This window comes from Modestobacter sp. KNN46-3 (genome assembly GCF_011039295.1).
The window spans coordinates 99,706-121,083 of sequence record NZ_JAAKGN010000002.1 but is presented as its reverse complement, the minus strand read 5'-3'; the positions used below and the strand labels follow the sequence as shown (position 1 = coordinate 121,083).

The 21,378-nt window shown below is 73.1% G+C and carries 19 protein-coding genes and 1 pseudogene; 8 read left to right on the top strand and 12 right to left on the bottom strand.

Annotated elements, in window-relative coordinates; genetic code table 11:
- Position 1: 1 nt before the first annotated feature.
- Positions 2-121, bottom strand: coding sequence for a mycofactocin precursor MftA (gene mftA, locus G5C62_RS01605; protein WP_064972396.1), 120 nt, complete (start codon positions 119-121; stop codon positions 2-4).
- Between the two features lie 126 nt (positions 122-247).
- Here mftA and mftR point away from each other — a divergent pair, with 126 nt between their 5' ends.
- Together mftR and G5C62_RS27730 are read left to right on the top strand one after the other, a co-directional pair.
- Positions 248-850 carry a mycofactocin system transcriptional regulator gene (gene mftR / locus G5C62_RS01600; protein ID WP_164699754.1) on the top strand — a complete coding sequence of 201 codons (603 nt, stop codon included), beginning with the start codon at positions 248-250 and terminating at the stop codon, positions 848-850.
- Positions 851-903: 53 nt separating this feature from the next.
- Complete coding sequence (locus G5C62_RS27730) at positions 904-2,091, top strand: GGDEF domain-containing protein (RefSeq protein WP_164699755.1); 1,188 nt, start codon at positions 904-906, stop codon at positions 2,089-2,091.
- A 17-nt stretch (positions 2,092-2,108) separates the two neighbouring features.
- Here G5C62_RS27730 and G5C62_RS01590 read toward each other — a convergent pair whose 3' ends face one another.
- Positions 2,109-2,660, bottom strand: coding sequence for a hypothetical protein (locus G5C62_RS01590; protein ID WP_164699756.1), 552 nt, complete (start codon positions 2,658-2,660; stop codon positions 2,109-2,111).
- Positions 2,661-2,872: 212 nt separating this feature from the next.
- Here G5C62_RS01590 and G5C62_RS01585 point away from each other — a divergent pair, with 212 nt between their 5' ends.
- A complete protein-coding gene (locus G5C62_RS01585; protein ID WP_164699783.1) occupies positions 2,873-3,343 on the top strand; it encodes an SRPBCC family protein in 471 nt (156 codons plus the stop codon).
- Positions 3,344-3,400: 57 nt separating this feature from the next.
- Complete coding sequence (locus G5C62_RS01580) at positions 3,401-4,180, top strand: DUF389 domain-containing protein (protein ID WP_164699757.1); 780 nt, start codon at positions 3,401-3,403, stop codon at positions 4,178-4,180.
- Positions 4,181-4,191: 11 nt separating this feature from the next.
- Here the strand turns inward: G5C62_RS01580 and G5C62_RS01575 are convergent, their stop codons facing one another.
- Positions 4,192-4,911 carry an Atu4866 domain-containing protein gene (locus tag G5C62_RS01575; protein ID WP_164699758.1) on the bottom strand — a complete coding sequence of 240 codons (720 nt, stop codon included), beginning with the start codon at positions 4,909-4,911 and terminating at the stop codon, positions 4,192-4,194.
- Between the two features lie 82 nt (positions 4,912-4,993).
- Positions 4,994-6,208, bottom strand: a complete 1,215-nt coding sequence (locus G5C62_RS01570) for a cysteine desulfurase-like protein (protein WP_164699759.1) — start codon at positions 6,206-6,208, stop codon at positions 4,994-4,996.
- A 300-nt stretch (positions 6,209-6,508) separates the two neighbouring features.
- Here G5C62_RS01570 and G5C62_RS01565 point away from each other — a divergent pair, with 300 nt between their 5' ends.
- On the top strand, positions 6,509-6,904 hold the full coding sequence (locus tag G5C62_RS01565) for a helix-turn-helix domain-containing protein (RefSeq protein WP_206330421.1): 396 nt from the start codon (positions 6,509-6,511) through the stop codon (positions 6,902-6,904).
- Positions 6,905-7,623: 719 nt separating this feature from the next.
- Here G5C62_RS01565 and G5C62_RS01560 read toward each other — a convergent pair.
- From G5C62_RS01560 to G5C62_RS01550, 3 genes and pseudogenes are all read right to left on the bottom strand, one after another.
- A pseudogene (locus G5C62_RS01560) lies at positions 7,624-8,792 on the bottom strand (IS3 family transposase).
- Between the two features lie 37 nt (positions 8,793-8,829).
- Complete coding sequence (locus G5C62_RS01555) at positions 8,830-10,359, bottom strand: RHS repeat protein (protein WP_164699760.1); 1,530 nt, start codon at positions 10,357-10,359, stop codon at positions 8,830-8,832.
- Positions 10,360-10,816: 457 nt separating this feature from the next.
- Positions 10,817-12,217, bottom strand: coding sequence for a bifunctional 3-(3-hydroxy-phenyl)propionate/3-hydroxycinnamic acid hydroxylase (locus G5C62_RS01550; protein WP_164699761.1), 1,401 nt, complete (start codon positions 12,215-12,217; stop codon positions 10,817-10,819).
- A gap of 65 nt (positions 12,218-12,282) precedes the next feature.
- Here G5C62_RS01550 and G5C62_RS01545 point away from each other — a divergent pair, with 65 nt between their 5' ends.
- On the top strand, positions 12,283-12,678 hold the full coding sequence (locus G5C62_RS01545) for a DUF3224 domain-containing protein (protein ID WP_164699762.1): 396 nt from the start codon (positions 12,283-12,285) through the stop codon (positions 12,676-12,678).
- A gap of 34 nt (positions 12,679-12,712) precedes the next feature.
- Here the strand turns inward: G5C62_RS01545 and G5C62_RS01540 are convergent, their stop codons facing one another.
- A complete protein-coding gene (locus G5C62_RS01540) occupies positions 12,713-14,611 on the bottom strand; it encodes an L-lactate permease (RefSeq protein WP_064972398.1) in 1,899 nt (632 codons plus the stop codon).
- Positions 14,612-14,834: 223 nt separating this feature from the next.
- On the opposite strand from G5C62_RS01540, the gene G5C62_RS01535 reads away from it, so the two are divergent.
- On the top strand, positions 14,835-15,962 hold the full coding sequence (locus G5C62_RS01535) for an NDMA-dependent alcohol dehydrogenase (RefSeq protein ID WP_036335589.1): 1,128 nt from the start codon (positions 14,835-14,837) through the stop codon (positions 15,960-15,962).
- On the opposite strand, the gene G5C62_RS01530 is transcribed toward G5C62_RS01535, so the two are convergent.
- Positions 15,941-16,552, bottom strand: coding sequence for an MOSC domain-containing protein (locus G5C62_RS01530; protein WP_164699763.1), 612 nt, complete (start codon positions 16,550-16,552; stop codon positions 15,941-15,943). The two genes, G5C62_RS01535 and G5C62_RS01530, sit on opposite strands and share 22 nt — an antisense overlap.
- Before the next feature lie 118 nt (positions 16,553-16,670).
- On the opposite strand from G5C62_RS01530, the gene G5C62_RS01525 reads away from it, so the two are divergent.
- Entirely contained in the window at positions 16,671-18,086 is a 1,416-nt protein-coding gene (locus G5C62_RS01525; protein ID WP_241175650.1) for a M20 family metallopeptidase, read from the top strand.
- Positions 18,087-18,156: 70 nt separating this feature from the next.
- Here G5C62_RS01525 and G5C62_RS01520 read toward each other — a convergent pair whose 3' ends face one another.
- The 3 genes from G5C62_RS01520 to G5C62_RS01510 form a co-directional block, all read right to left on the bottom strand.
- Complete coding sequence (locus G5C62_RS01520; RefSeq protein ID WP_164699764.1) at positions 18,157-19,278, bottom strand: XdhC/CoxI family protein; 1,122 nt, start codon at positions 19,276-19,278, stop codon at positions 18,157-18,159.
- Between the two features lie 77 nt (positions 19,279-19,355).
- On the bottom strand, positions 19,356-20,468 hold the full coding sequence (locus G5C62_RS01515) for a VWA domain-containing protein (RefSeq protein ID WP_206330422.1): 1,113 nt from the start codon (positions 20,466-20,468) through the stop codon (positions 19,356-19,358).
- Entirely contained in the window at positions 20,458-21,348 is an 891-nt protein-coding gene (locus G5C62_RS01510; protein ID WP_206330423.1) for a MoxR family ATPase, read from the bottom strand. Before G5C62_RS01510 ends, G5C62_RS01515 begins: the two co-directional genes overlap by 11 nt.
- Positions 21,349-21,378 lie beyond the last annotated feature (30 nt).

The window sequence follows — 21,378 nt, the reverse complement described above, 5'->3', positions numbered from 1 at the left end:
GTCAGTAGACGCCGCACATGCCGTCGATGGAGACCTCCTCCACGAGGGACTCCTCGACGAGGGCCTCCTCGGGGGCCGCGGGGGTCTCGACGGTGAGCTCGTCCTGCGTCGTCTCGGGCACGGTGCCTCCGGGTGAGTTGGGTCACGGACCTGACCCGGCAGACCGTAGGTGACACCCAGTGCCACCGGCAAGCGCTGCGACGGCTCAACGCGGCGCCGGGCGGTCACCGCGCTGCCGAGGGGCAGGATGGGCGCCGTGACCGAGACGATGGTCGCGGCCGACGCCCGCGAGGAGACCCGCGCCCGGATCGAGCAGGCCGCCCTCGACCTGTTCACCGCGCAGGGGTTCGAGGCGGTGACCATCGACGAGGTGGCCGACGCCGCCGGGATCAGCCGGCGCACCTTCTTCCGCCACTGCGGCACCAAGGCCGACGCGGTCTGGGGCCAGTTCGACGGCCACGTCGTCCGGCTGGAGGGGATGCTCGCTGCCGCTGCGGCCGACCAGCCGGTGCTCGCCTCGGTCTACGCCGCCTACGTCGAGGTCAACGACTACGCACCGGCCGACCTGCCAATGCTGCGCCAGCGAATGCGGCTGATCCTGACCGAGCCGGCGCTGCTGGCGCACTCCCAGCTGCGCTACGCCGACGTCGACCGGGTCGTCGCCGCGCACGTGGCCCGGCGGACCGGGGTGGCGCCGGACGCGTTGGTGCCGCGGCTGGTCGCCACCAGCACCCGCGCCGCCGCGACGACGGCGTTCGAGCTGTGGCTGGCCGACGGTCGGATCACCCTGGGCACCGCACTGCACCAGGCCTTCGACGAGCTGGCCGCCGGCTTCCCCAGCCTGCGCTGAGCCCGCGCGGGAGCCCGCCGACACCCCCTCCGGGGGAGCCCTGCCAGGAGACCGTGCAGTTCCGCCCGGTGCCGACCGTTGTCTCCGGGGTGACCCGCTCCGCGCCCCAGGACCCCATCCGGTCCGACCCGGCCTTCTCCGAGGCCGTGCGCGCCCATGCGCTCGTCCGTGCGCGGTCGTCCGGCCTGCTCGTCTGCTCGGTGGCAGCGATCTGCTACCCCGGCTGGGCGTTGCTCGACGTGGCGCTGGAGTCCGGCTCGGCTGACCGGCTGGTCGCCGTCCGGGCGGTCGGGACGGTCGCACTGTGGACCCTGCTGTGGCTGCTGTGGCGACACCCGCTCGGTCGGCGGTCACCGGGGGCGCTCGCCTTCGGTGTGCTCGCCGTCGTGCAGGTGACCTCCGCCTGGATGCTCACCGACGTGACGCACATCGAGTTCTACCTGCTCGGGCTCTCCCTGGCGTTGCACGGCAGCGGGGTGCTGCTGGCCGTCCGGCCCCGCTGGACGGTCCTGCTGGTCGCCACCACCTGGGCCGCGCTGGCCGCCGCCCTGCTCGCCGACCCGACGCCCGTGCAGCCGCGGCTGATGGGCGCGGTGGCGGTCTTCCTGGCGATCACCACGCTGGTCGCCCTGCTCGCCCACCGGCGCCGCTGGGAGCTGGCCGTCGCCGAGCTGGTGGCCCGGTTGCGGCTGGAGGAGGAGCAGCGCCGGACCCGTGGACTGTTGGTGCAGCTGGAGCGGCTCAGCCTGGAGGACCCGCTGACCGGGGTCGCCAACCGCCGCCGCTGGGACGCCGACCTGGCCGAGGCCTGCGCCCGGGCGCGCGCGGACGGCAGCCGGCTGGCCGTGGCCCTCGTCGACATCGACCACTTCAAGCAGGTGAACGACCGGTACGGCCATGCCGCCGGTGACGCCGCCCTCCGCCAGGTGGCCACCCTGCTCCGCGAGCACGTCCGGGAAGGTGACCTGGTGGCCCGGCTGGGCGGTGACGAGCTCGGGCTCCTGCTCCCAGGCGCCGACGCGCAGGCCGCGGTCCGGATCGCCGAGCGGGTGCGTGTCCGCTCGCTGGAGCTGTCCCCGGAGGGCTTCACCGTCCCGGGCGTCAGCCTGTCGATCGGCGTCGCCGCGGCGGGCGGCCAGGGGGCGGTGCCCCGGGAGCTGCAGGCCGACGCGGACACCCAGCTGTACCTGGCGAAGGCCAGCCGCAACGCCGTCCGGGCCCTCCGGCCGGCCGTCGGCTGACGGCCGGCCGGGAGGGGTCAGACCGTCGGGTTCCCCGCGGTGATGCCGCGCAGCACCTCCGACGGACGCTGCTGCTCGCCCGCGTAGGAGCTGACGACGACCAGCGCCCCGGTGATCGCCGGCACGACCCACTGCAACTGGTCGAGGCGCTCCTGGGCGGCGGCGATCTCGCCCCGCGCCCGCTTGGAGGGCTTGGTCGCGCGCTTGGACGGGGTGGCGCCGCCCTGGTCGACGACCTTGCCGAGCAGCCGGCTGTAGGCGGTGACGCCCAGCGCGGCCGCCGTGAGCACGGTCTTCGCCGTCGACATGGCCCGCACGCCCTGCTGCTCGGCGACCCGCCGCTTGTTGGCCTGCAGCTGGCCGACGCTGCCGATCAGGTGCGCGCCGATGGCGGCGGCGTTGACCGGCGTCCACCGGTTCCAGCCGGCGTTGGCGACGGCGCCGGTGGCGCGGGCGCTGCCCGCCTCGCCGGAGGCGGGGTTCAGCGCGACGGCGTTGGCGAGCGTGCCGCCGAACCAGGCGGCGAGGCCGACGTCGTGCAGGGAACGGGACAGGGTGTTGCGGGCCATCGCGGGCTCCTCGGATCAGGGGTGTGTCGTGGTCAGCGACCGAGGTGGGTCGACGACCTCGATCTGCATGGACCCCCGGTACCCGCCGGTGCCGGATGCACCCGTCCGTCGGCCAACGAGGTCTGCGACCTGCCCACTCGGCGCCGGACAGCCGGGTGACCGGCGCGCTGACCCGGCTCGTCGCGTCGGCCGACCGCTGCGAGGATGCCGGGATGGACAGCCTCACCCATGCCGGCTCCGTCGTCGTCCGGTCGTCCCCCGAGGCGCTCTACGCGCTGGTGTCCGACGTGACCCGGACCGGCGAGTGGAGCCCGATCTGCACCGCCTGCTGGTGGGACGAGGGCGCCTCGGCCGAGGTCGGCGCGTGGTTCACCGGCCGCAACCAGGTGCCTGGACGCACCTGGGAGACCCGCAGCCAGGTGGTGGCCGCCGAGCCCGGCCGGGAGTTCGCCTTCCTGGTCGGCGGGAAGCTGGTGCGGTGGGGCTTCACGATGGAGCGGGTCGAGGGCGGCACCCGGCTGACCGAGTCCTGGGAGTTCCTCCCGGCCGGCCAGGAGTTCTTCGCCGAGCGGTACGGCGCCGACGCCCAGCAGCAGATCGACGACCGCACCCGTTCCGCCCACGAGAGCATCCCGGCCACCCTCGCCGCCCTCAAGGGCATCGCGGAGGGCGCGCCGCGCTGACCCGGTGCTGGACGTCCCCGGCCTGCCGTGTGGCGCCCTCCGGCCCAGGATGACCTCGTGCCCGCACCCTCGCTCACGCACCTGATGGACGAGGACACGGTCGACGAGATCGCGTCCCAGGTCCGGCTGTCCGGCAGCTACCTGCTGTTCATGACCGCCTCCGGGGTGCTCGCCTCGGTGGCGCTGCTGTCGGACTCGGTCCCGATCCTGATCGGGTCGATGATCGTGGCGCCGCTGATGCCCCCGTTGGCCCTGGCCCCGTTCGCGCTGGTGGCGCGTCGTCGCGGCGAGGCCGGGCGCGGCCTGCGGGTCGCGGTGGTCGGCCTCGCGCTGGCCTTCGCCGCCGCGTGGGCGACCACCGCGGTGATGTCCGCGCTGGGGGTCGTCGCCTCGGACGCCGTGCTGCTGAGCCAGCCCCTCCTGCAGGAACGTGTCCACCCCGGCTGGTGGTCCATGGCCGCAGCGGTGGCCGCCGGCCTGGCCGGGACCGTCGCCCAGGCCAGCGACAAGACCGACACGCTCATCGGCACCGTCGCTGCGCTGGCCCTGGTCCCCGCCGTCGGCGCATCGGCGATCGCGGTGTACGTGGGCGCTCCCGAACCGGCCCTCGGCGGGCTGCTGCTGCTCGGCATGAACGTCGGCCTGATCGTCGGGATGGGGATCGTCGCCCTGCTCGTCTCCGCAGGACGACGGGGGCTGCGCCCGCTGGCGCTGGTCCCGGTGGTCGTCGTCGTGGTCGTGGGCCTCCTGCTGGCCTGGGCCCAGTCGACCGGCACGGTCTCCGAGACGCCCCCGAACACCGGGGTCACGTCGAACGCCGGGGCTGCCCCCCGTTGACCCGTGGGTGGTCAGCGGCGGCGGAAGACGTACCCGCCGTGGTGGAGCACGCCGTCCCGGAACCGGCCGTAGGCCCAGAAGCCGAGGTCGTCGCGGTAGACGATGCGGTCGCCGTCGAGCCAGAACGCGCCCTGGTAGGCGTGCCGGCGGCCGCCGCGGGTCTCGTCGTACCGACCGTCCGCGGTGAGCTCCTGGTGGATGAGACCCGTCTCGTCGACCCACGTCCCCAGATGTGGGCTGTCCGCCGGGGCGCGGCCCGGGCCCGTCTCGTCGATCGGGGCGGCGAGCCGGCGCCCGTTCCACCGCTGGACGACACCGTCGGCCACGATCGCCGCAGCGCCGGCGGTGTACCAGACCAGCTGCTCGATCGGCCCGGTGCCCGCGGACGGGACGATGCCGAACGTGGCCGGGTCGCCCGGCGTCAGGCTGCCGACCCGGTCCCGCCGCCCGGCCACCGCCCCGGTCTCGATGACCGCCGGCGCGATCGTGAACCCGGTGCAGTCGACGACCAGGGCGTCGTCGTCCTCAGCGGCGGTGCGCAGGCCCGGCCCCACCCGCACGATCTCGGTGCAGCGGACCAGTACGTCGGCGTCGGTCAGGTCGCCGACCGAGAGGTCCATCGTGCGCACCGTCGCGTGCGCGAACAGCAGCGGGCGGTGCCCACCTGCCTGGTTGGCGAGGACCGCCGGGAGGACGTCGTCGCTCAGCTGGTGTGTCGTGGTCGTGGTCATGCCCCGACCCTGCGGGCCGGACCGGGGGCCATCCAGGCCCCGCCGGACCTGGGTGCAGCGCACCCAGGTCCGGCGCACACGGTCAGGAGGCGAGGAACTCCCGCAGCCCGGCGAGCAGCCGGTCGACGTCGGCGTCGTCGCTGTACGGCGCCAGCCCGACCCGCAGCCCGCCGGTGTCGCCGAGCCCCAGGTGGCGGCTGGCCTCGAGCGCGTAGAACGAGCCGGCCGGGGCGTTGACGCCGCGCCCGGCCAGGGACCGGTACGCGTCGGCGGCGTCCCGGCCGACGAAGGTGAGCAGCAGGGTCGGGGTGCGGTGCGCGGCGCGCGACCACACGGTCACCCCGGCCAGCGCCCGGACGCCGTCTTCGATCCGCTCCCGCAACCGGTCCTCGTGCTGCTCGATGGCGGCCATCGCGGCCACCAGCCGGCTGCGGCGGTCGCCCTCGGGGCCGGCCTGGGCGGCGAGCAGGTCGATCGCCGCCGTGGTGCCGGCCAGCAGTTCGTAGGGGAGCGTGCCCAGCTCGAACCGCTCGGGGACGGCGTTGCTGGAGGGCAGCAGCTTGTCCGGGTGCAACGTCTCCAGCAGCTCCGGTGCGGCGACGAGGCAGCCGCAGTGCGGGCCGAGGAACTTGTAGGGCGAGCAGACGAGGAAGTCCGCGCCCAGCGCGGTGACGTCGACCGGCGCGTGCGCGGCCAGGTGCACGCCGTCCACCCAGGTCAACGCCCCGGCCTCGTGCGCCAGGGCGGTGATCGCGGCGACGTCGGGGCGGGTGCCGATCAGGTTGGAGGCGCCGGTGACGGCGACCAGCCGGGTCCGCTCGGACAGCAGTGCGCCGACGGTCGCGGGGTCGAGCTCGCCGGTGGCCGGGTCGAAGTCGGCCCAGCGCACCGTGGCGCCCCGGGCCTCCGCGGCCTGCACCCACGGGCGGATGTTGGCGTCGTGGTCCAGCCGGGTCACGACCACCTCGTCGCCGGGCCCCCAGCCGGCGGAGAGCACCCGGGACAGGTCGTAGGTCAGCGCGGTGGCGCTGCGCCCGAAGACGACGCCGCCGGGATCACCGCCGGTCAGGTCGGCGACCGCCTGGCGGGCCTCCCGCACCACCGCGTCGGCGTTGCGCTCGGCCTGGGTGACCGAGCCGCGGTTGGCCATCGGCTGGGTCATCGTGGCGGCGACCGCCTGCGCGACGACGTCGGGAGTCTGCGAGCCGCCCGGGCCGTCGAAGTGCGCGGCGCCGTCGGTCAGGGCGGGGAAGTGGGCGCGGAACGCTGCGACGTCGAAGGGCCCGGTGGCGGTCATCCCCTGATCCTGCGGCATCGCCCCGTCCAAGGCTGCGGGAACGTCAGCAAGCGACCACGAACGTCTGCACGTCGGCACCGTCGCGTCGGACTCGGAGGCCGTTCATCCTCCAGCGCAACCAGTCCCCCAGCCACGCGCGCCACTGTCGGTGGCCCAACGGTGACAGTGCCGAACTCGCGGCGCAGTCCGAGGGCGGGATGACGCGATTGACTGCCCTGCTCGACACCCCTTCGACTCCGTCCCCGCGGGGCGGCGCTGTGGACCAACGAGAGTGCCGCGGCTGCGCTGACCGAGTCCGGGGTGACGACGTCGGCGGCCTACCTCAGTCAGCTGCGCACCGGGAAGCGGGACAACCCCTCCGCCCGGCACCTGGCCGCGATCGCCGGGCTGTTCCGGGTCCCGATGGAGTACTTCTTCGACGAGGACCTGGCCGCCCGCATCGATGCGGACATGAAGCTGCTGGTCGCCGTGCGCGAAGCCGGCGTGCAGACCATCGCGCTGCGCGCGCACGGGCTGTCGACAGCCGGCCTGACCGGCGTCGCGGACATCATCGAGCACATCCGCCGCCTGGAGCAGGTCAACGCCCCCTCCCTCACCGACCCGCCGGCCACCGGCTCAGCCGCACCCGGCCGGTCGCCCGGCCAGGCGGTGGATGAGCCGTCGGTACCGGGCGAGGTGCCTCCCGACCGTGCGTGATTCCCCCGCACTTAGTTCACCCGCCGTGAGCCCGGGTGCCCAACGTCCATGCGGAACAAGGTTGGAAGGTGTCAGCTCGACGGCGCGCCGGGAGGCGCGGACACCCGTGCGGGCGTTATAGCCAACCGCCGATCGCGATTGCTAACCCAGCTACCGACATGACAGCGCCCACCACGACAAACATCGCCTCGACAAATTTGTAGGAAGCTCCAGTTGATGAAGCTCGGCTGGACATGGGGCTGCTCTTCAGGGCGCCCATTGCCAAGCTCTTCCGTCGAAGCATGAAGAACGCACCGACGACTGCCGCCGCTAACGCAATAGCTTCCGTCATGTTCCTATCCAACCCCAAGCCCGAAGTTGTAGCCAGCAGTCAGGAACGCGCCAGCTCCCCCGCCTACTCCAGCGGAAGCGGTGGGTTGACCTCCAACGAAGCCCGCGTTTCCGCAGAGGCCTCCCCCGCATCCCCCAGCGGTCATGTATGGACCCGAATACCTATCCGGGGAACCGGTGAACGATACGTCTCCCCCCACACCAATCCCGGCCCCCGCTGAGCCCCCGAGTCCTGACCGAGTGCTATAGGAGACTCCTCCGCACACTGCGATGCCAAATCCGATACAGCCCGAAAGGCTGAACGACGCCCTTCCTTGGGGATCTACATAGTTGACCGGGTTGCTGTTGGGACTGCCCAGACTTCAGTTGACTCGGTTGGGTAGGGGCGGTCAGGCCGCGTGAGCGGTCTGGGTCAGTGTCTCGAACTCGATGGGGGTCATGCGGCCGAGGGCGTCTTGTCGTCGGCGGCGGTGGTAGGTCTTCTCGATCCAGATGACGATTGCCAGGCGCAGCTGTTCGCGGCTGGTCCAGCGCTGGCGGTTGAGGACGTTCTTCTGCAGCAGGCTGAAGAACGACTCCATGGCGGCGTTGTCGGCGCAGGCACCGACCCGGCCCATCGAGCCGCGCAGCTGTGCGTCGCGGAGAGCCCGGACGTAGGCGTGTGATCGGAATTGGCTGCCGCGATCGGAGTGCATGATCGCTTCCGTCGGCCCGCGGAGCGCGATGGCGTTGCGCAGCGCGTTGACCGCCAGGTCCGAGGTCATCCGGGAGTCGATGGAGTAGCCGACGATGCGCTTGGAGCAGACGTCCTTCACCGCGCAGAGGTAGAGCTTCCCCTCCGCGGTCGGGTGCTCGGTGATGTCGGTCAGCCACAGCTGGTTGGGCTCGGCGGCGGTGAAGTCGCGCAGCACGAGATCGTCGTGGACCGGCGGTCCGGGCTTGCGGTTCAGCCCGCGCTTGCGCGAGTGCACCGACCACAGGCGCTGGGAGCTGCACAGCCGGTTGACCCGGTTGCGCGACGCCCGCACCCCCAGTTGGGCGAGTTCATCGGTGATGAACCGGTAGCCGAAGCCGGGGTCGTCGTGGTGAATGTCGATCGCGGCGTTGATCAGGTGCGCGTCGTCCCAGTCGCGCTGGCTGACCGGGTCGGCCTGCCACTTGTAGAACGCCTGCTTGGAGAAGCCCAGCACCCGGCAGGTCACCGCGACAGGGATCTTGTCGGCGGCCAGGTCTTGGACCAGCGGGTACATCATTTTGGGAGCACATCGCGGGCGAAGTAGGCCGTCGCTCGGCGCAGAATCTCGTTTTCCTGCTCCAGCTGCTTGGCGCGCTTGCGCAGCTCTCGGTTCTCGGCTTCCAGGTCGTTGCCGGCGCGTGAGGTGACTGTCGAGGAGACGCCGGCGGTGGCGCCGTCCTAGCGGTCGGCGATCTTCAGCCAGCGTTGCAAGCAGGACTCAGAGACCCCGAAACTCCTGGCGACCTGCGCGACCGACTGGTCACCCTGCCGGGCAACCGCGATCACGTCAGCCCGGAACTCCTTGGGGAACGGCTTGGGCACGATGCTAATCCTTCCAGCGAGACCGAAGCCTCACAGGTCAGGAGTCAACCGAACCCTGGGCAGTCCCGAAGGTGGCGGCGTTGCCCTGGGCGTCGGTGGAGCTGGAGGGCTGGAACTGCGCGGGGCCGCTGTTGCCGTAGCTGAACGACGAGGTCGCCCCGCTCGCTCCGGTGATGCCGGTCAGGGACTCGCCACCGTTGACCGCGGCGTCGTAGCCGAAGGTGGTGGCACCGGCGGAGTCGCTGGCGCTGGCGACGTCGAGGAACGGGGTGTAGCTGGCCTCGCGTGCATTGCCGGCCGGGTCGGTTACCTTGGCGATGAGCTTCATGCCATCGCCAGTCAGGTCGTAGGTGGTGTGCGGAACATCGACCAGGTCACCCTCGGCCTGATTGGTCGTCGGATCGGCGACCAGGACCGAGGTGGCGGTGTAGGCGAAGCGGGTCACCGCGTTCACCTCGTAGTCCTCGGTCGGCTGGGTGACGGTGAGCACCCGGCCGAACTCGTCGTAGGTGAAGCGGGTGACCGCTCCGCCGGGGGCGGTGACGGAGTTCAGGTTCCCGCTGCGGCCGTGGAAGAAGGTGGTGACCCGGCCGAGGGTGTCGGTGATCGAGGACAGCTGACCTGCCTGGTTGTAGGCGTAGGTCGCCCACCGCGGGCTACCGCCCCGCTCGTACTGCGGGTACTGCTGGATCCGGGTGATCTGCTTGCCGCCGGCGGCGGTGGTGACCTGCAGGGTGCGGGCGTCGACCGGCCCGGAGTCCCCGACGATCCGGGTGAGCGCGGCGCCGTCGTAGGCGAAGGTGGTGGAGTTGCCGTTGCGGTCGGTCAGGGCGGTGAGCTGACCACCACTGTTGAACACCCGTTTGTCGAAGGAGGCGTGGTCGGTCAGCGCCCACCCCGCGGTGGCGTTGCCGGCCAGGTCCATCTTGAACCCGGCCGGGGGGGTGTAGGTGTCACCGCCGGCCGGCAGGAACACCCCGGTCAGGCCGTTCTCGCCGTAGTAGGTGACGGCCCCGGTGATCCCTTCATGACGCAGGTACACGTCCGAGCCGGTCGACAGCCGCCAGCCAGAGCTCAACGACGTCTGGAACCGGGACTTCCACCTGCTGATGCTGTTGTAGACCGCCCCCACCGACAGGTCGCCGGCCACCCGCGGAACGGTGAACTGCGGGGTGCTCACCATCAGGTTGCCGCTGCCGGGGTCGACCTGGGCGTTGATCCGGTCCCCGATCGAGAACGGCACCCCGGAAGCGCCAGGCCGGGGCCCGATGCCGACATCGGAGGACACCGCACCGGTGAGCGTCGCCGACGACGTGCAACCGGTGCTGTCACAGTGCTCGGCCCGGTACTCGAAGGACTGCTGGATGCTCAGCCGGCCGGCGGGGAGCGAGGCACTGCCGGTGGCACCGTTGACGGTGGCGCCGTCGAGCAGGTTCCACGTCGTCGCGCCCACGGTGCGGGCGTAGAACTCCAGCGACGGGGCGCCCGAACCAGCTGTCGTGGTCGCGGCGCGAAGCACCGGCTGCACCGACTCGGTGAACGCCAGAGACACTTCCGGCGCACTCACCGGAGCAGCCAGCACGGCGGAGGCCTGCCCCATCACCACCGCGGCGGTGACGGCGCCGACCGTGGCCAGCCGGAGGGCCCGCGCACGAGCACGACCCCCACCAGGGGATCGGGACAGCAGGGAACCAGGAACGGGCACAGCACACCTCACCGGGAACGCAGGGAGTCGGGATCGAACGACGTGCGATCGCCCCGGCCGGAGGCGCTCAGGACAGACCTTGGCAGTGACCGTGCGCCTACACAAGACCACGCACGGTCACGATGGGGTGAACGTCATGACGCGGCCGTCACACCTGGTCATGGGCACGATTGCGCGGCTGACCTGCGCGTTTACGAGACCGATTGTTCTCGTCCGGCCCCGGGACATCCGCGCCAGCTCGACCACGGACAGTCCGTCCCGGCATGCGACTCCACCCAGCCGCAGATGCGTCCGCGGGCACCGGACGCCACGCCGTTCCTCACCCGTGGACGGCGGCCACGATCCGGTCGGGACGCACCAGCACCGAACGCCTGCCGAGCCAGCGGACCAGCTCCGGCGAGCCGAGCCGGTCGGCCCGCACGACGGGACCCGGCCAGTCATCGGGCACCGGCCCGCCGGAGCTGAGCACCGTCCAGCCGGGGCCGAGCAGGTCGTCCAGCCGCTGGGCGCCCGCGACCGGCGGCTGCGGCAGGAGCGTCCCGACCGCGGAGCCGGGCGCGACGAGGGGCCGGCGCACCAGCGGCCCCCGACGCAGCGGCGGCGTCCGGCTGGCGGCGGCGAAGGCGGCCAGCCGCGGCAGCCGGCGCACCCCGGTCAGCACCGCCCGGCGCACCAGCACCGCCCGGTCGCCCCCGCCGGTCATCAGCCGGCCGAGCAGCAGCGCGACCCGGATCAGCGCCCGGGCGTGCGGCGCCCGCTCGGTCTGGTGGGTGTCCAGCAGCGCGTCGTCCGCGCCGTCCAGCACCGCCGCCAGCTTCCAGGTCAGCTGGTGCACGTCGCGCAACCCCAGGCCGAGCCCCTGGCCGATGAACGGCGGGGTCAGGTGGGCGGCGTCGCCGCAGAGCAGCACCCGCCGGTCCCGCCACCGGTCGGCCACCTGGGCGGCGTAGGTGTACTCCGCGGTCCGGACGACGGTGCACCCCTGCGCCCCGAACCGGCCGAGCAGCGCCGGGAGGTCGAGGTCCGCGGCGGACTCCCCCGCGGCCAGCCGGAACTCCGCGCGGTACCGGTCGCCGGCGATCGGCATGAACGTCGCCGGCCGGACCGGGTCGCAGACCTGGTGCACGCCGGGCCAGACGTCCAGCGGGGCGTCGGCGGCCAGGTCGACCACCAGCCAGCGCTCGGAGGGGCCGAGGTCGTGCATCCACGAACCGATCAGCCGGCGCACCGTGCTGTTCGCGCCGTCGCACCCCAGCACGGCGTCGGCGACCAGCTCCTCCTCGACGCCGGTGGCCCGGTCGCGGACGGTGAGACGAACCGGTCCGGGTTGTTCCACGTGCAACACCTCGACCCCGCCGCGCAGCTCGGCCCGAGGCTCGGCGGCCAGCGCGTCGCGCAGCACCGCCTCCAGGTCGGGCTGGCTGAACATCGACGCCTGCGGCCAGCCGTGCGCGCCGTCCCCACGCCCGAACTCCACGAGCGTGCGGTGCTCGCCGTCCAGGAGGCGCAGCCCGGCCATCGGCCGGCTCACCGCGGCGAAAGCGTCGGCGACGCCGGCGGCCTGCAGCACCCGCAACGACTCGTCGTCCAGGTGCACCGCCCGCGGCTGCGGGTAGGCGGCCGGGTACCGGTCCAGCACCAGGACGTCGATGCCCCGGCGGGCCAGCAGCAGCGCCGCCGTCACCCCGACCGGCCCGGCGCCGACCACCACCACCGTCACGGCGATGAGTCTGCCCGTGGCCCCACCCCAGGACAGACGGCAGGCCACGGGCCAGGATGCCGGGCATGGACCTGCACCTGACGGCGCCGTTCACCATCGACACCTGGGACGTGGTCCCGGACCCGGAGACCGCCGAGCCCGGCGCGCCGGCCACTGCGCGGGTCGTGCTGGTGAAGACCTACCAGGGCGACGACCTCACCGGCTCGGCCACCGGCCACGCGCTCACCACCCAGGGCGAGCGCGGCGCCTCGTACGTGGCGCAGGAGCGGATCACCGGCGCCCTGGCCGGCCGGCGGGGCAGTTTCGTGCTCGAGCACGGAGCCGCCATGGGCGAGGGCGTGGAGACCACCCAGTGGGCCCGAGTGGTCGCCGGCTCGGGCACCGCCGCACTCGCCGGACTGAGCGGTACGGGGACGGTCGCCCACGAGCTGCTCACCCTGGACGTCGTCCTGCCCGACTGACACCCCGCCCCGGCGGGGGCGGGGTGTCCGTCGATCAGCGGTCGTCGCGGGTGGCGTTGGGGTCGGGGACCATGTCCGTCTGGTCCCGGCCGTCGCCGGGCGCCCCACCGGTCGTGGGGCTGTCCGCCGGCGACCCGGCCGTGTCGACGAGCTCGTTGTTCGGCTTCCCGGGCGAGCGCCGCATCGCGATGATCAGCGCGGCGATCGCGACCAGGAGGACGGCCAGCCACAGCGTGCTCAGGTTGGCCCCGAACCCGTAGATCAGCACCAGCGAGATGCCACCGGCCATCAGGCAGTAGTAGATCGTCGGCAGGACGGTCTTGCGGATCAGGTCACCCTCCCGCCCGATCAGGCCGACGGTGGCCGACGCCGCCACGATGTTGTGCACCGTGATCATGTTCCCGGCCGCGCCGCCGACCGCCTGGGTGGCGACGACGGTCTCCGGGGTCACCCCGATCTGCTCACCGGTGGAGAACTGGAAGAGCGAGAACATCAGGTTGCTCACCGTGTTGCTGCCGGCGACGAACGCCCCCAGCGCACCGATCCACGGCGCGAAGGCCGGCCAGGTGTCGCCCGCGATGGACGCCGCGCCCTCGGCCAGGGTCAGCGGCATCGACGCCAGCCCGGACTCGTTGAAGTCGGCGCCGGAGTTGATGAACACCCGGACCAGCGGCAGCGCGAACAGCAGCGCCACCGCCGCGCCGGCCAGCTGGCTGCCGGCCACCTTCCACGACGCGGCGATGTCGGCCGGCCGCATCCGGTGGATGGCGTAGGTGATCAGGCAGGTGAGGATGAAGAGGAAGCCGGGCAGGTAGACCATCTGCAGGGCCTGGGCGATGCCGGTGCCGAAGATGTCGTCCACGGTGACGACCCGCCAGCCGGTGGTCAGGAACTCGGTGATCGGGTCGATGGTCCGGCTCAGCACCAGCAGGGCGGCGACGATGACGTACGGCGTCCAGGCCAGCCAGATGCTCATCTTCTTGCCGGCGACGTCCTTCTCGTCCTCCGGGGAGAGGTTGCCCATCCAGTTGGTCGCCCACCGCTGCCGGGCCGGGAAGTCCCAGGTCTCCTTAGGCATGAGGAAGCCGCGGCTGGACGCGAACATCACGATGACCAGGCCGATCAGGCCGCCGAGCAGCGACGGGAACTCCGGGCCGAGCACCGCGGCGACGGTCACGTAGGGCACGGTCATCGCGAAGGCGGCGAAGAGCGCGAACGGCCAGATCGCCAGGCCGTCGGCGAACCGCTTCCGCTCGCCGAAGAAGCCGCACAGCATGCAGGCGAGGATCAGCGGGATGAGCGTGCCGATGGTGGCGTGGATGGCGGCCACCTGGAAGCCGATCCGCTCCAGGAACTCGGGGAACTCGATGCCGAGGAAAGCCGTCCGCTCCTCGACGGCGTCCGAACCGGTCAGCCCGCCGCTGACGCCGACCAGGATGGGCGTGCCGACGGCGCCGAAGCTCACCGGCGTGCTCTGGATGATCAGTCCCACCATGACCGCGGCCATGGCCGGGAAGCCCAGCGCCAGCAGCAGCGGGGCGACCACGGCGGCGGGGGTGCCGAAGCCGGACGCGCCCTCGATGAAGCTGCCGAACAGCCAGCCGATGATGATCGCCTGCACCCGGCGGTCGGGGCTGATGCTGGTGAAGCCGGCGCGGATGGTCGCCATCGCGCCGCTCTTGGTGAGGGTCTCCAGCAGCAGCAGCGCGCCGAAGACGATGTAGAGCAGCGTGAGGGCCAGCAGCAGCCCCTGGACCGCCGAGGCGGCGATCGCGGTGGGGCTCATCTCCCAGGCGAACAGGGCGACGAGCACCACGACCACGAAGCCGATCGGCATGGCCCGCTTGGCGGGCCACCGGAGGCCGGCCAGCAGCACGCCGACCACCAGGATCGGGAGCAGGGCCAGCAGGCTGAGCACAGCGAGGTTGTCCACGTTGACGCCTCTCGTCGGCAGTGTCCGCACCATCGAGGGCGTGCGGAGTCGCTGCACTGTGACGCACCGCACGGTCGCCCGCCACCCCTGCGCACACGGCCGTGGACCGTTGTCCGCCCGGGATCCCCGGCATCCCGCCTTGACGGCACCCACCGGCCTCCGCAGGCTGTGAGAGAGACCACATCAACGACGACGTGGTCGCTGCAGACCTGGAGGACATGACTTGAAGACCAAGGGCGCCATCCTGTGGGGAATCGGCCAGGAGTGGTCGATCGAGGAGATCGAGATCGGGGACCCCCGGGCCAACGAGGTCACCGTGCAGCTGGCGGCCTCGGGGCTGTGCCACTCCGACGAACACCTGGTCACCGGCGGCACCCCGGTCGGCTCCTACCCGGTGCTCGGCGGGCACGAGGGCGCCGGCGTCGTCACCGAGGTGGGCCCCGGTGTCACCGGGCTGGCCGTCGGCGACCACGTCGTCACCGCGTTCATCCCGGCCTGCGGGCAGTGCCCGCCCTGTTCCAACGGCCACCAGAACCTCTGCGACCTCGGCGCCAGCCTGCTGGCCGGGACGTCGATCTCCGACGGCTCCTACCGGGTGCAGACCGGCGGCAAGGACGTCGTCCCGATGTGCCTGCTGGGCACGTTCGCCCCCTACATCACCGTGCACGAGGCGTCGGTGATCAAGATCGACCCGAACATCCCGCTGGAGGTCGCCGCGCTGGTCGGCTGCGGCGTGACCACGGGCTGGGGCTCGGCGACCAAGGTGGCCGACGTCCGCCCGGGCGAGACGGTCGTGATCATGGGCGCCGGCGGCGTGGGCATGAACGCCGTCCAGGGCGCCGCGGCGGCCGGGGCGCTGCGCGTGGTGGTGATCGAACCGGTCGTCGCGAAGCACCAGTGGGCCAAGGACTTCGGCGCCACCCACGTGTTCTCCAGCGTCGAGGAGGCCACGCCGGTGGTCAACGAGATGACCTGGGGCCGGATGGCGGAGAAGGCGATCATCACCGTCGGCGACATCCAGGGGGAGGACATCCAGGCCGCGGTCTCGATGATCGGCAAGGGCGGCCGGGTCGTCGTCACCGGCATGGGCAACGCGGCCAACATGGACGTGAAGCTGAACCTGTTCGAGTTCACCCTGCTGCAGAAGGACCTGCAGGGCGCGATCTTCGGTGGCGCGAACCCGCGCGCGGAGATCCCGGCCCTGCTCGCCCTCTACCAGGCAGGTCAGCTCAAGCTCGACGGGCTGGTGACGCAGAAGTACTCCCTGGCCGAGATCAACCAGGGCTACCAGGACATGCGCGACGGCAAGAACATCCGCGGGATGGTCGTCTACACCGACGCCGACCGCTGACCGGACCCGCGCCCCGTCGGCGGACGGGGCGCGGGCCGCACGGCGGCACCCGCCTGCGCCGGGACCAGCGGGACGGCGGTGCGCAGCACGGCCGGGCCCAGCCGCAGGACGCCGTCCGACCGTGGTGCGCAGCGGACCCCCGCCCGCCCGCGGAGCCCGCGGTGTGCGCCGGGGGTGAGCGCGAGGTCCAGCCAGGCGCACGGGTGGGCCGGCCGCCCACCGGCCAGGACGACGACCCCCTCTCCGCAGTCCAGGCTGAACGGCTGGCCGCGCAGCACCTCGACCTCCGCACCCCGCAGGACGACGTTGCGCCGGGCGGCGAGCGGGTCCAACGGCCCGCTGCCCAGCTCGTCGCCCAGGTGGTCCAGCCCCTCGGCGGCGAGCACCGTCACCGAGGCGTCCCGGTGGGCGGGCCGGCCGAAGTAGCGGTCGCCGACGATGCCCAGCCCGGCCCGCACCTCGACCCGGTCGGTGCGCTCGACCGGTCCGGCCAGGGCAGGGTCGGGCCGGCCGTCCCAGCGGTGCGCCGGCGAGGCGAGCAGCCCGACGACCTCGACGTCGTAGCGGTACGGCAGGTCCTCGTCCGTCACCCGCCGATCGTCCCCCCTCGACTCCCTCGACCACCAAAATGGCCATTTTGGTGGTGGGCTCGGGGGGCAAAGTCGCGACTTTGGCCCGGGTGGGCGGCCGGGGCCGAGGACTGCGAACGTGGACGGCGTGGACCGCCAGACCGCCCTCGCCCGTGCCGCCGAGCAGCTCGACTCCGGCGCCTTCCTGACCGACCTGGCCCGCCGGGTCGCGCTGCCGACGGAGAGCGCCGACCCCGCCCGCGAGCCGGTGCTGCGGGAGTACCTGACCGCCGAGATGGTGCCGCTGGTGGAGCGGCTGGGCTTCACCGCGCGGATCGTGGAGAACCCGGTCTCACCGCGCCACCCCTTCCTGGTCGCGCGGCGGGTCGAGGACCCCGGGCTGCCCACCGTGCTCACCTACGGCCACGGCGACGTGCAGCCCGCCCACCCGGAGCAGTGGCGAGAAGGGCTCGATCCCTGGCGGGTCGTGGTCGAGGGCGACCGCTGGTACGGCCGCGGCGTCGCCGACAACAAGGGCCAGCACAGCGTCAACCTGGTCGCACTGGAGCAGGTGCTCGCCGTGCGTGACGACCGGCTGGGCTACAACGTCACGCTGCTGCTGGACATGGGCGAGGAGTTCGGCTCCCCCGGCCTGGACGAGGTCTGCGACCAGCTGCGCGACGAGCTCGCCGCCGACCTGCTGATCGGTTCGGACGGCCCGCGGGTCGCCGCCGACCGGCCCACCGTCTTCCTGGGCACCCGGGGTGCGGTGAACCTGACGCTGTCGGTGCGTGCCCGCGCCGCGGCGCACCACTCCGGCAACTGGGGCGGCGTGCTGAGCAACCCGGCCACGGTGCTGGCCAACGCGCTGGCCAGCCTGGTCGACGGCCGCGGCCGGTTGCTGGTCGAGGGCCTGCGCCCGGACGGCGTCCCCGAGCCGGTGCGGCGGGCGCTGGTGGACGTGCCGCTGGACCAGGGGCCGGACGCTCCCGCCATCGACCCGGAGTGGGGTGAGCCCGGGCTGACGCCCAGCGAGCGGCTGTTCGGCTGGAACACCCTCGAGGTGCTGGCGATGACCGCCGGTGACCCGGACGCCCCGGTCGGCGCCATCCCGCCGTCGGCCCGGGCACACTGCCAGCTGCGCTTCGTGGTCGGCACCGACGGCGGGTCGGTGGCCGACCAGGTGCGCGCCCACCTGGCCGCGGCCGGCTTCGGTGCGGTCGAGGTAAGCCAGGAGCTCGCTATGGCCGCCACCCGCCTCGACCCGGAGGACCCCTGGGTGACCTGGACGCTGGCCTCCCTGGAGTGCACCACCGGCGTCCGGCCGGCGTTGCTGCCCAACCTGGGCGGGTCGCTGCCTAACAGCGCCTTCGCCGATGTGCTCGGGCTGCCGACGGTCTGGGTGCCGCACTCCTACCCCGGCTGCGCCCAGCACGCCCCGGACGAGCACCTGCCGATCGGGCTGGTCCGGGAGGCGCTGCAGGTCATGGCCGGCCTGTGGTGGGACCTCGCCGAGCTCGCCCCCGCCTGGCCCCCGCCGTCCCACCCGGCCTGACCGACGACCACCACCAGAATGGCCATTGTGGTGGTGGGCTCAGGGGCCGAAGTCGCGACTTCGGCCCCTCCTAGCGGTCGGCGGTGCGGTGGATGGGGCCGGCGACCTCGGCCAGCCGCTCGCCGGTGCCGCCCCAGCGGCCGGCGATGATCTCCGCGGCGATCGAGACGGCGGTCTCCTCGGGGGTGCGGGCGCCGAGGTCCAGCCCGATCGGTGAGGCGAGCCGGACCAGTTCGTCCTCACCCAATCCGGCCTCGCGCAGCCGGGCCAGCCGCTCGTCGTGGGTGCGCCGCGACCCCATCGCGCCGACGTAGGCCACCGGCAGCCGCAGCGCGACCTCCAGCAGCGGGACGTCGAACTTCGGGTCGTGGGTGAGCACGCAGAGCACCGTGCGCTCGTCGATCGCCCCGGCGTCCACCTGGGCCTGCAGGTACTTGTGCGGCCACTCCACGACGACCTCGTCGGCGTCGGGGAAGCGGCGGGCGGTGGCGAACACCGACCGGGCGTCGCAGACGGTCACCCGGTAACCGAGGAACGACCCCACCCGGGCGACGGCGGCGGCGAAGTCGATCGCGCCGAACACCACCATCCGGGCCGGCGGGGCGAAGGAGGAGACGAACAGGGTCAGCTCGTCGCCGCGCCGCTCGCCGTCGTGGCCGTAGGTGAGGGTCGCCGTCCGGCCGGCGGCGAGCATGCCGCGGGCGTCGTCGGCGACGGCGTCGTCCAGCCGCTGGGCGCCGAGCGTGCCCGAGGCGCGGTCCGGCCAGAGCACCAGCCGCTTGCCGAGCCGGTCGGCCGGGCCCTTGACGCAGGTGACGACGGCGACCGGCTCGTGCGCACCCACCGACGCGGCCACGTCACCGAGCTCGGGGAAGGACTCGCGGGAGATCGCCTCCACGTAGACGTCGAGGATCCCGCCGCAGGTCAGGCCCACGGCGAAGGCGTCGTCGTCGCTCACCCCGTACCGCTCCAGGGTGGGCTCGCCGCTGGCGAGGACGTCCTGTGCCTCGGCGTAGACCGCGCCCTCGACGCAGCCGCCGGAGACGCTGCCCACCGCCGTCCCGTCCGGGCCGACCAGCATCGACGCCCCCGCCGGGCGCGGCGCGGAACGCCAGGTGCCCACCACGGTGCCCACGCCGACGGTCTCCCCCGCCTGCCACCACCCGACCAGGTCGTCAAGAACATCGCGCATGAGAGAACTCCTTCCGGCCTCGTCCAGAGGCTCGTCCCGAGCCCGCGAGGGATGAGGAGGACGAGGTCCTTCCACCTTCAGGCACGCGTGATCACTCCTGCCAGTTCCTCGAAGGCGGCCAGGCTGTGCCCGGCGACGAAGCAGTCCACCGACGGCAGCGCCGCCACCATCCCGCCGGTCAGCGGCTCGTAGCCGGCCCGGCCCTTGTGCGGGTTCACCCAGACGACGGCGTGCGCCAACCGGGCCAGCCGGGCCATCTGCTCGCCCAGCAGCTCGGGGCCACCACGCTCCCAGCCGTCGCTGCAGACCACCACGATCGCGCCGCGGGCGGTGCCGCGCTGGCCCCAGCGGTCCAGGAACGCCTTGAGCACCTCGCCGATCCGGGTGCCACCGGACCAGTCGGGGATCGCCGAACCGCTGGCGGCCAGCGCCTTGTCCGGGTCGCGCAGCCGCAGCTCGCGGGTCACCCGGGTCAGCCGGGTGCCGATGGTGAACACCTCGGTGCTGGCCGGCCGGGCCCGGACGGCGGCGTGCCCGAACCGCAGCAGCGCGTCGGCGTAGGGGCTCATCGACCCGGAGACGTCGATCAGCAGCACCACCCGACGCGGGCGCGGCCGGGCCCGGTGGTGCACCAGCCGGGTGATCTCGCCGCCGTCGCGCAGCGCCCGCCGGACGGTGCGGGCCCGGTGGATCGCCCCGTGCGCCGACGGGCTGCGCCGCCGTGACGCACGCATCGGGCTGGCCGGGACCAGCAGCGCGAACAGCCGGCGCAGCTGGTCGCGCTCGGCCACGGTCAGCTCGGCGACGTCGCGGTGCCGGAGCACCTCCTCGCCGCTGGCCTGGGTGGCCAGCTCGGTGGGCTCCCCGCCCTCCTGGCTGCCCTCGCCGGTCTGCAGCGGCGCGGACTGCGCGACCCGCTGCTCCTCCGCCCCCGACGGCCGCCGGGCCCGCGGCGCCTCGCCCCCGAAGTACGCGGCGAAACCGGCGTCGTAGCGCTCGAGGTCGTCGGGGCTGGCACAGAGGGTCAGCCGACCGGACCAGTAGACGGCGGTGGGGTCGAGGACGTCGAGGTGCGCGACCGCGGCGAGCATCGCCTCGACCCGGTCGGGGGAGGCGTCGACGCCGGCGTGCCGCAGCGTGCGGGCGAACCCGAGCACGGTCGTGACGACGTCCCGCTGCTCACCCGGCACCGAACAGCGCTCCCCGGGCGAGGGCGTGCACGCGGTCGGTGTCCTCCCGGTACTTCAGCACCGCCCCGAGGGTGCGGGCCGCGGTGTCCGGGTCGAGCTCACGGGCGCCCAGGGCGTGCAGGGCGGTCGCCCAGTCCATCGCCTCGGCGACCCCGGGCGGCTTGAGCAGGTCGAGCTCGCGGAGCCGGGCCGTGGCGCGGGCGACCTGACGGGCCAGCTCCTCGGTGACGTCGGGCAGCCGGCGGCGGAGGATCGCCACCTCGCGCTCGAAGTCGGGGTGTTCCAGCCAGTGGTAGAGGCAGCGGCGCTTGAGCGCGTCGTGCACCTCGCGGGTGCGGTTGGAGGTGAGGACGACGAGCGGCGGCGTCTGCGCCCGGATCGTGCCCAGCTCCGGGATGGAGATGGTGAAGTCGCTGAGCACCTCGAGCAGGAACGCCTCGAACTCGTCGTCGGCCCGGTCGACCTCGTCGATGAGCAGCACCGAGGGGGAGTCCTCCAGCGCCTGCAGCAGTGGGCGGGCCAGCAGGAACCGGCGGTCGTAGAGCGAGGCCTCCAGCTCCTCGGCGCGCTCGGCGGTACCGGCGGCCTCGGCAGCGCGCAGGTGCAGCAGCTGGCGGCCGAAGTCCCAGTCGTAGAGGGCGTGGCTGGCCTCCAGGCCCTCGTAGCACTGGAGCCGGTAGATCGGCCGGCCGGTGACGTCGGCGAGCGCCCGGGCCAGCGCGGTCTTGCCGACCCCGGCCTCGCCCTCCAGGAACAGCGGGCGGTGCATCACCAGCGCCAGGTAGGCCGCCGTCGCCAGGCCCTCGTCGGGCAGGTAGCCGGTGCCCTCCAAGGCAGCGGCCAGGGCTGCGGGGTCGGCGGGCAGCGTTGGCTCGGTCACAGGTCGCAGCATCCCATCCGCACCGCGATG

Bases quoted from the DNA above. Each gene is read 5' to 3' on its own strand.
- mftR (WP_164699754.1), top strand. From the start codon at position 248: ATGGGCGCCGTGACCGAGACGATGGTCGCGGCCGACGCCCGCGAGGAG.
- G5C62_RS01570 (WP_164699759.1), bottom strand. From the start codon at position 6,208: ATGACCGCCACCGGGCCCTTCGACGTCGCAGCGTTCCGCGCCCACTTC.
- G5C62_RS01520 (WP_164699764.1), bottom strand. From the start codon at position 19,278: ATGCGCGATGTTCTTGACGACCTGGTCGGGTGGTGGCAGGCGGGGGAG.
- G5C62_RS01575 (WP_164699758.1), bottom strand. From the start codon at position 4,911: ATGACCACGACCACGACACACCAGCTGAGCGACGACGTCCTCCCGGCG.
- G5C62_RS01585 (WP_164699783.1), top strand. From the start codon at position 2,873: ATGGACAGCCTCACCCATGCCGGCTCCGTCGTCGTCCGGTCGTCCCCC.
- G5C62_RS01590 (WP_164699756.1), bottom strand. From the start codon at position 2,660: ATGGCCCGCAACACCCTGTCCCGTTCCCTGCACGACGTCGGCCTCGCC.
- G5C62_RS01545 (WP_164699762.1), top strand. From the start codon at position 12,283: ATGGACCTGCACCTGACGGCGCCGTTCACCATCGACACCTGGGACGTG.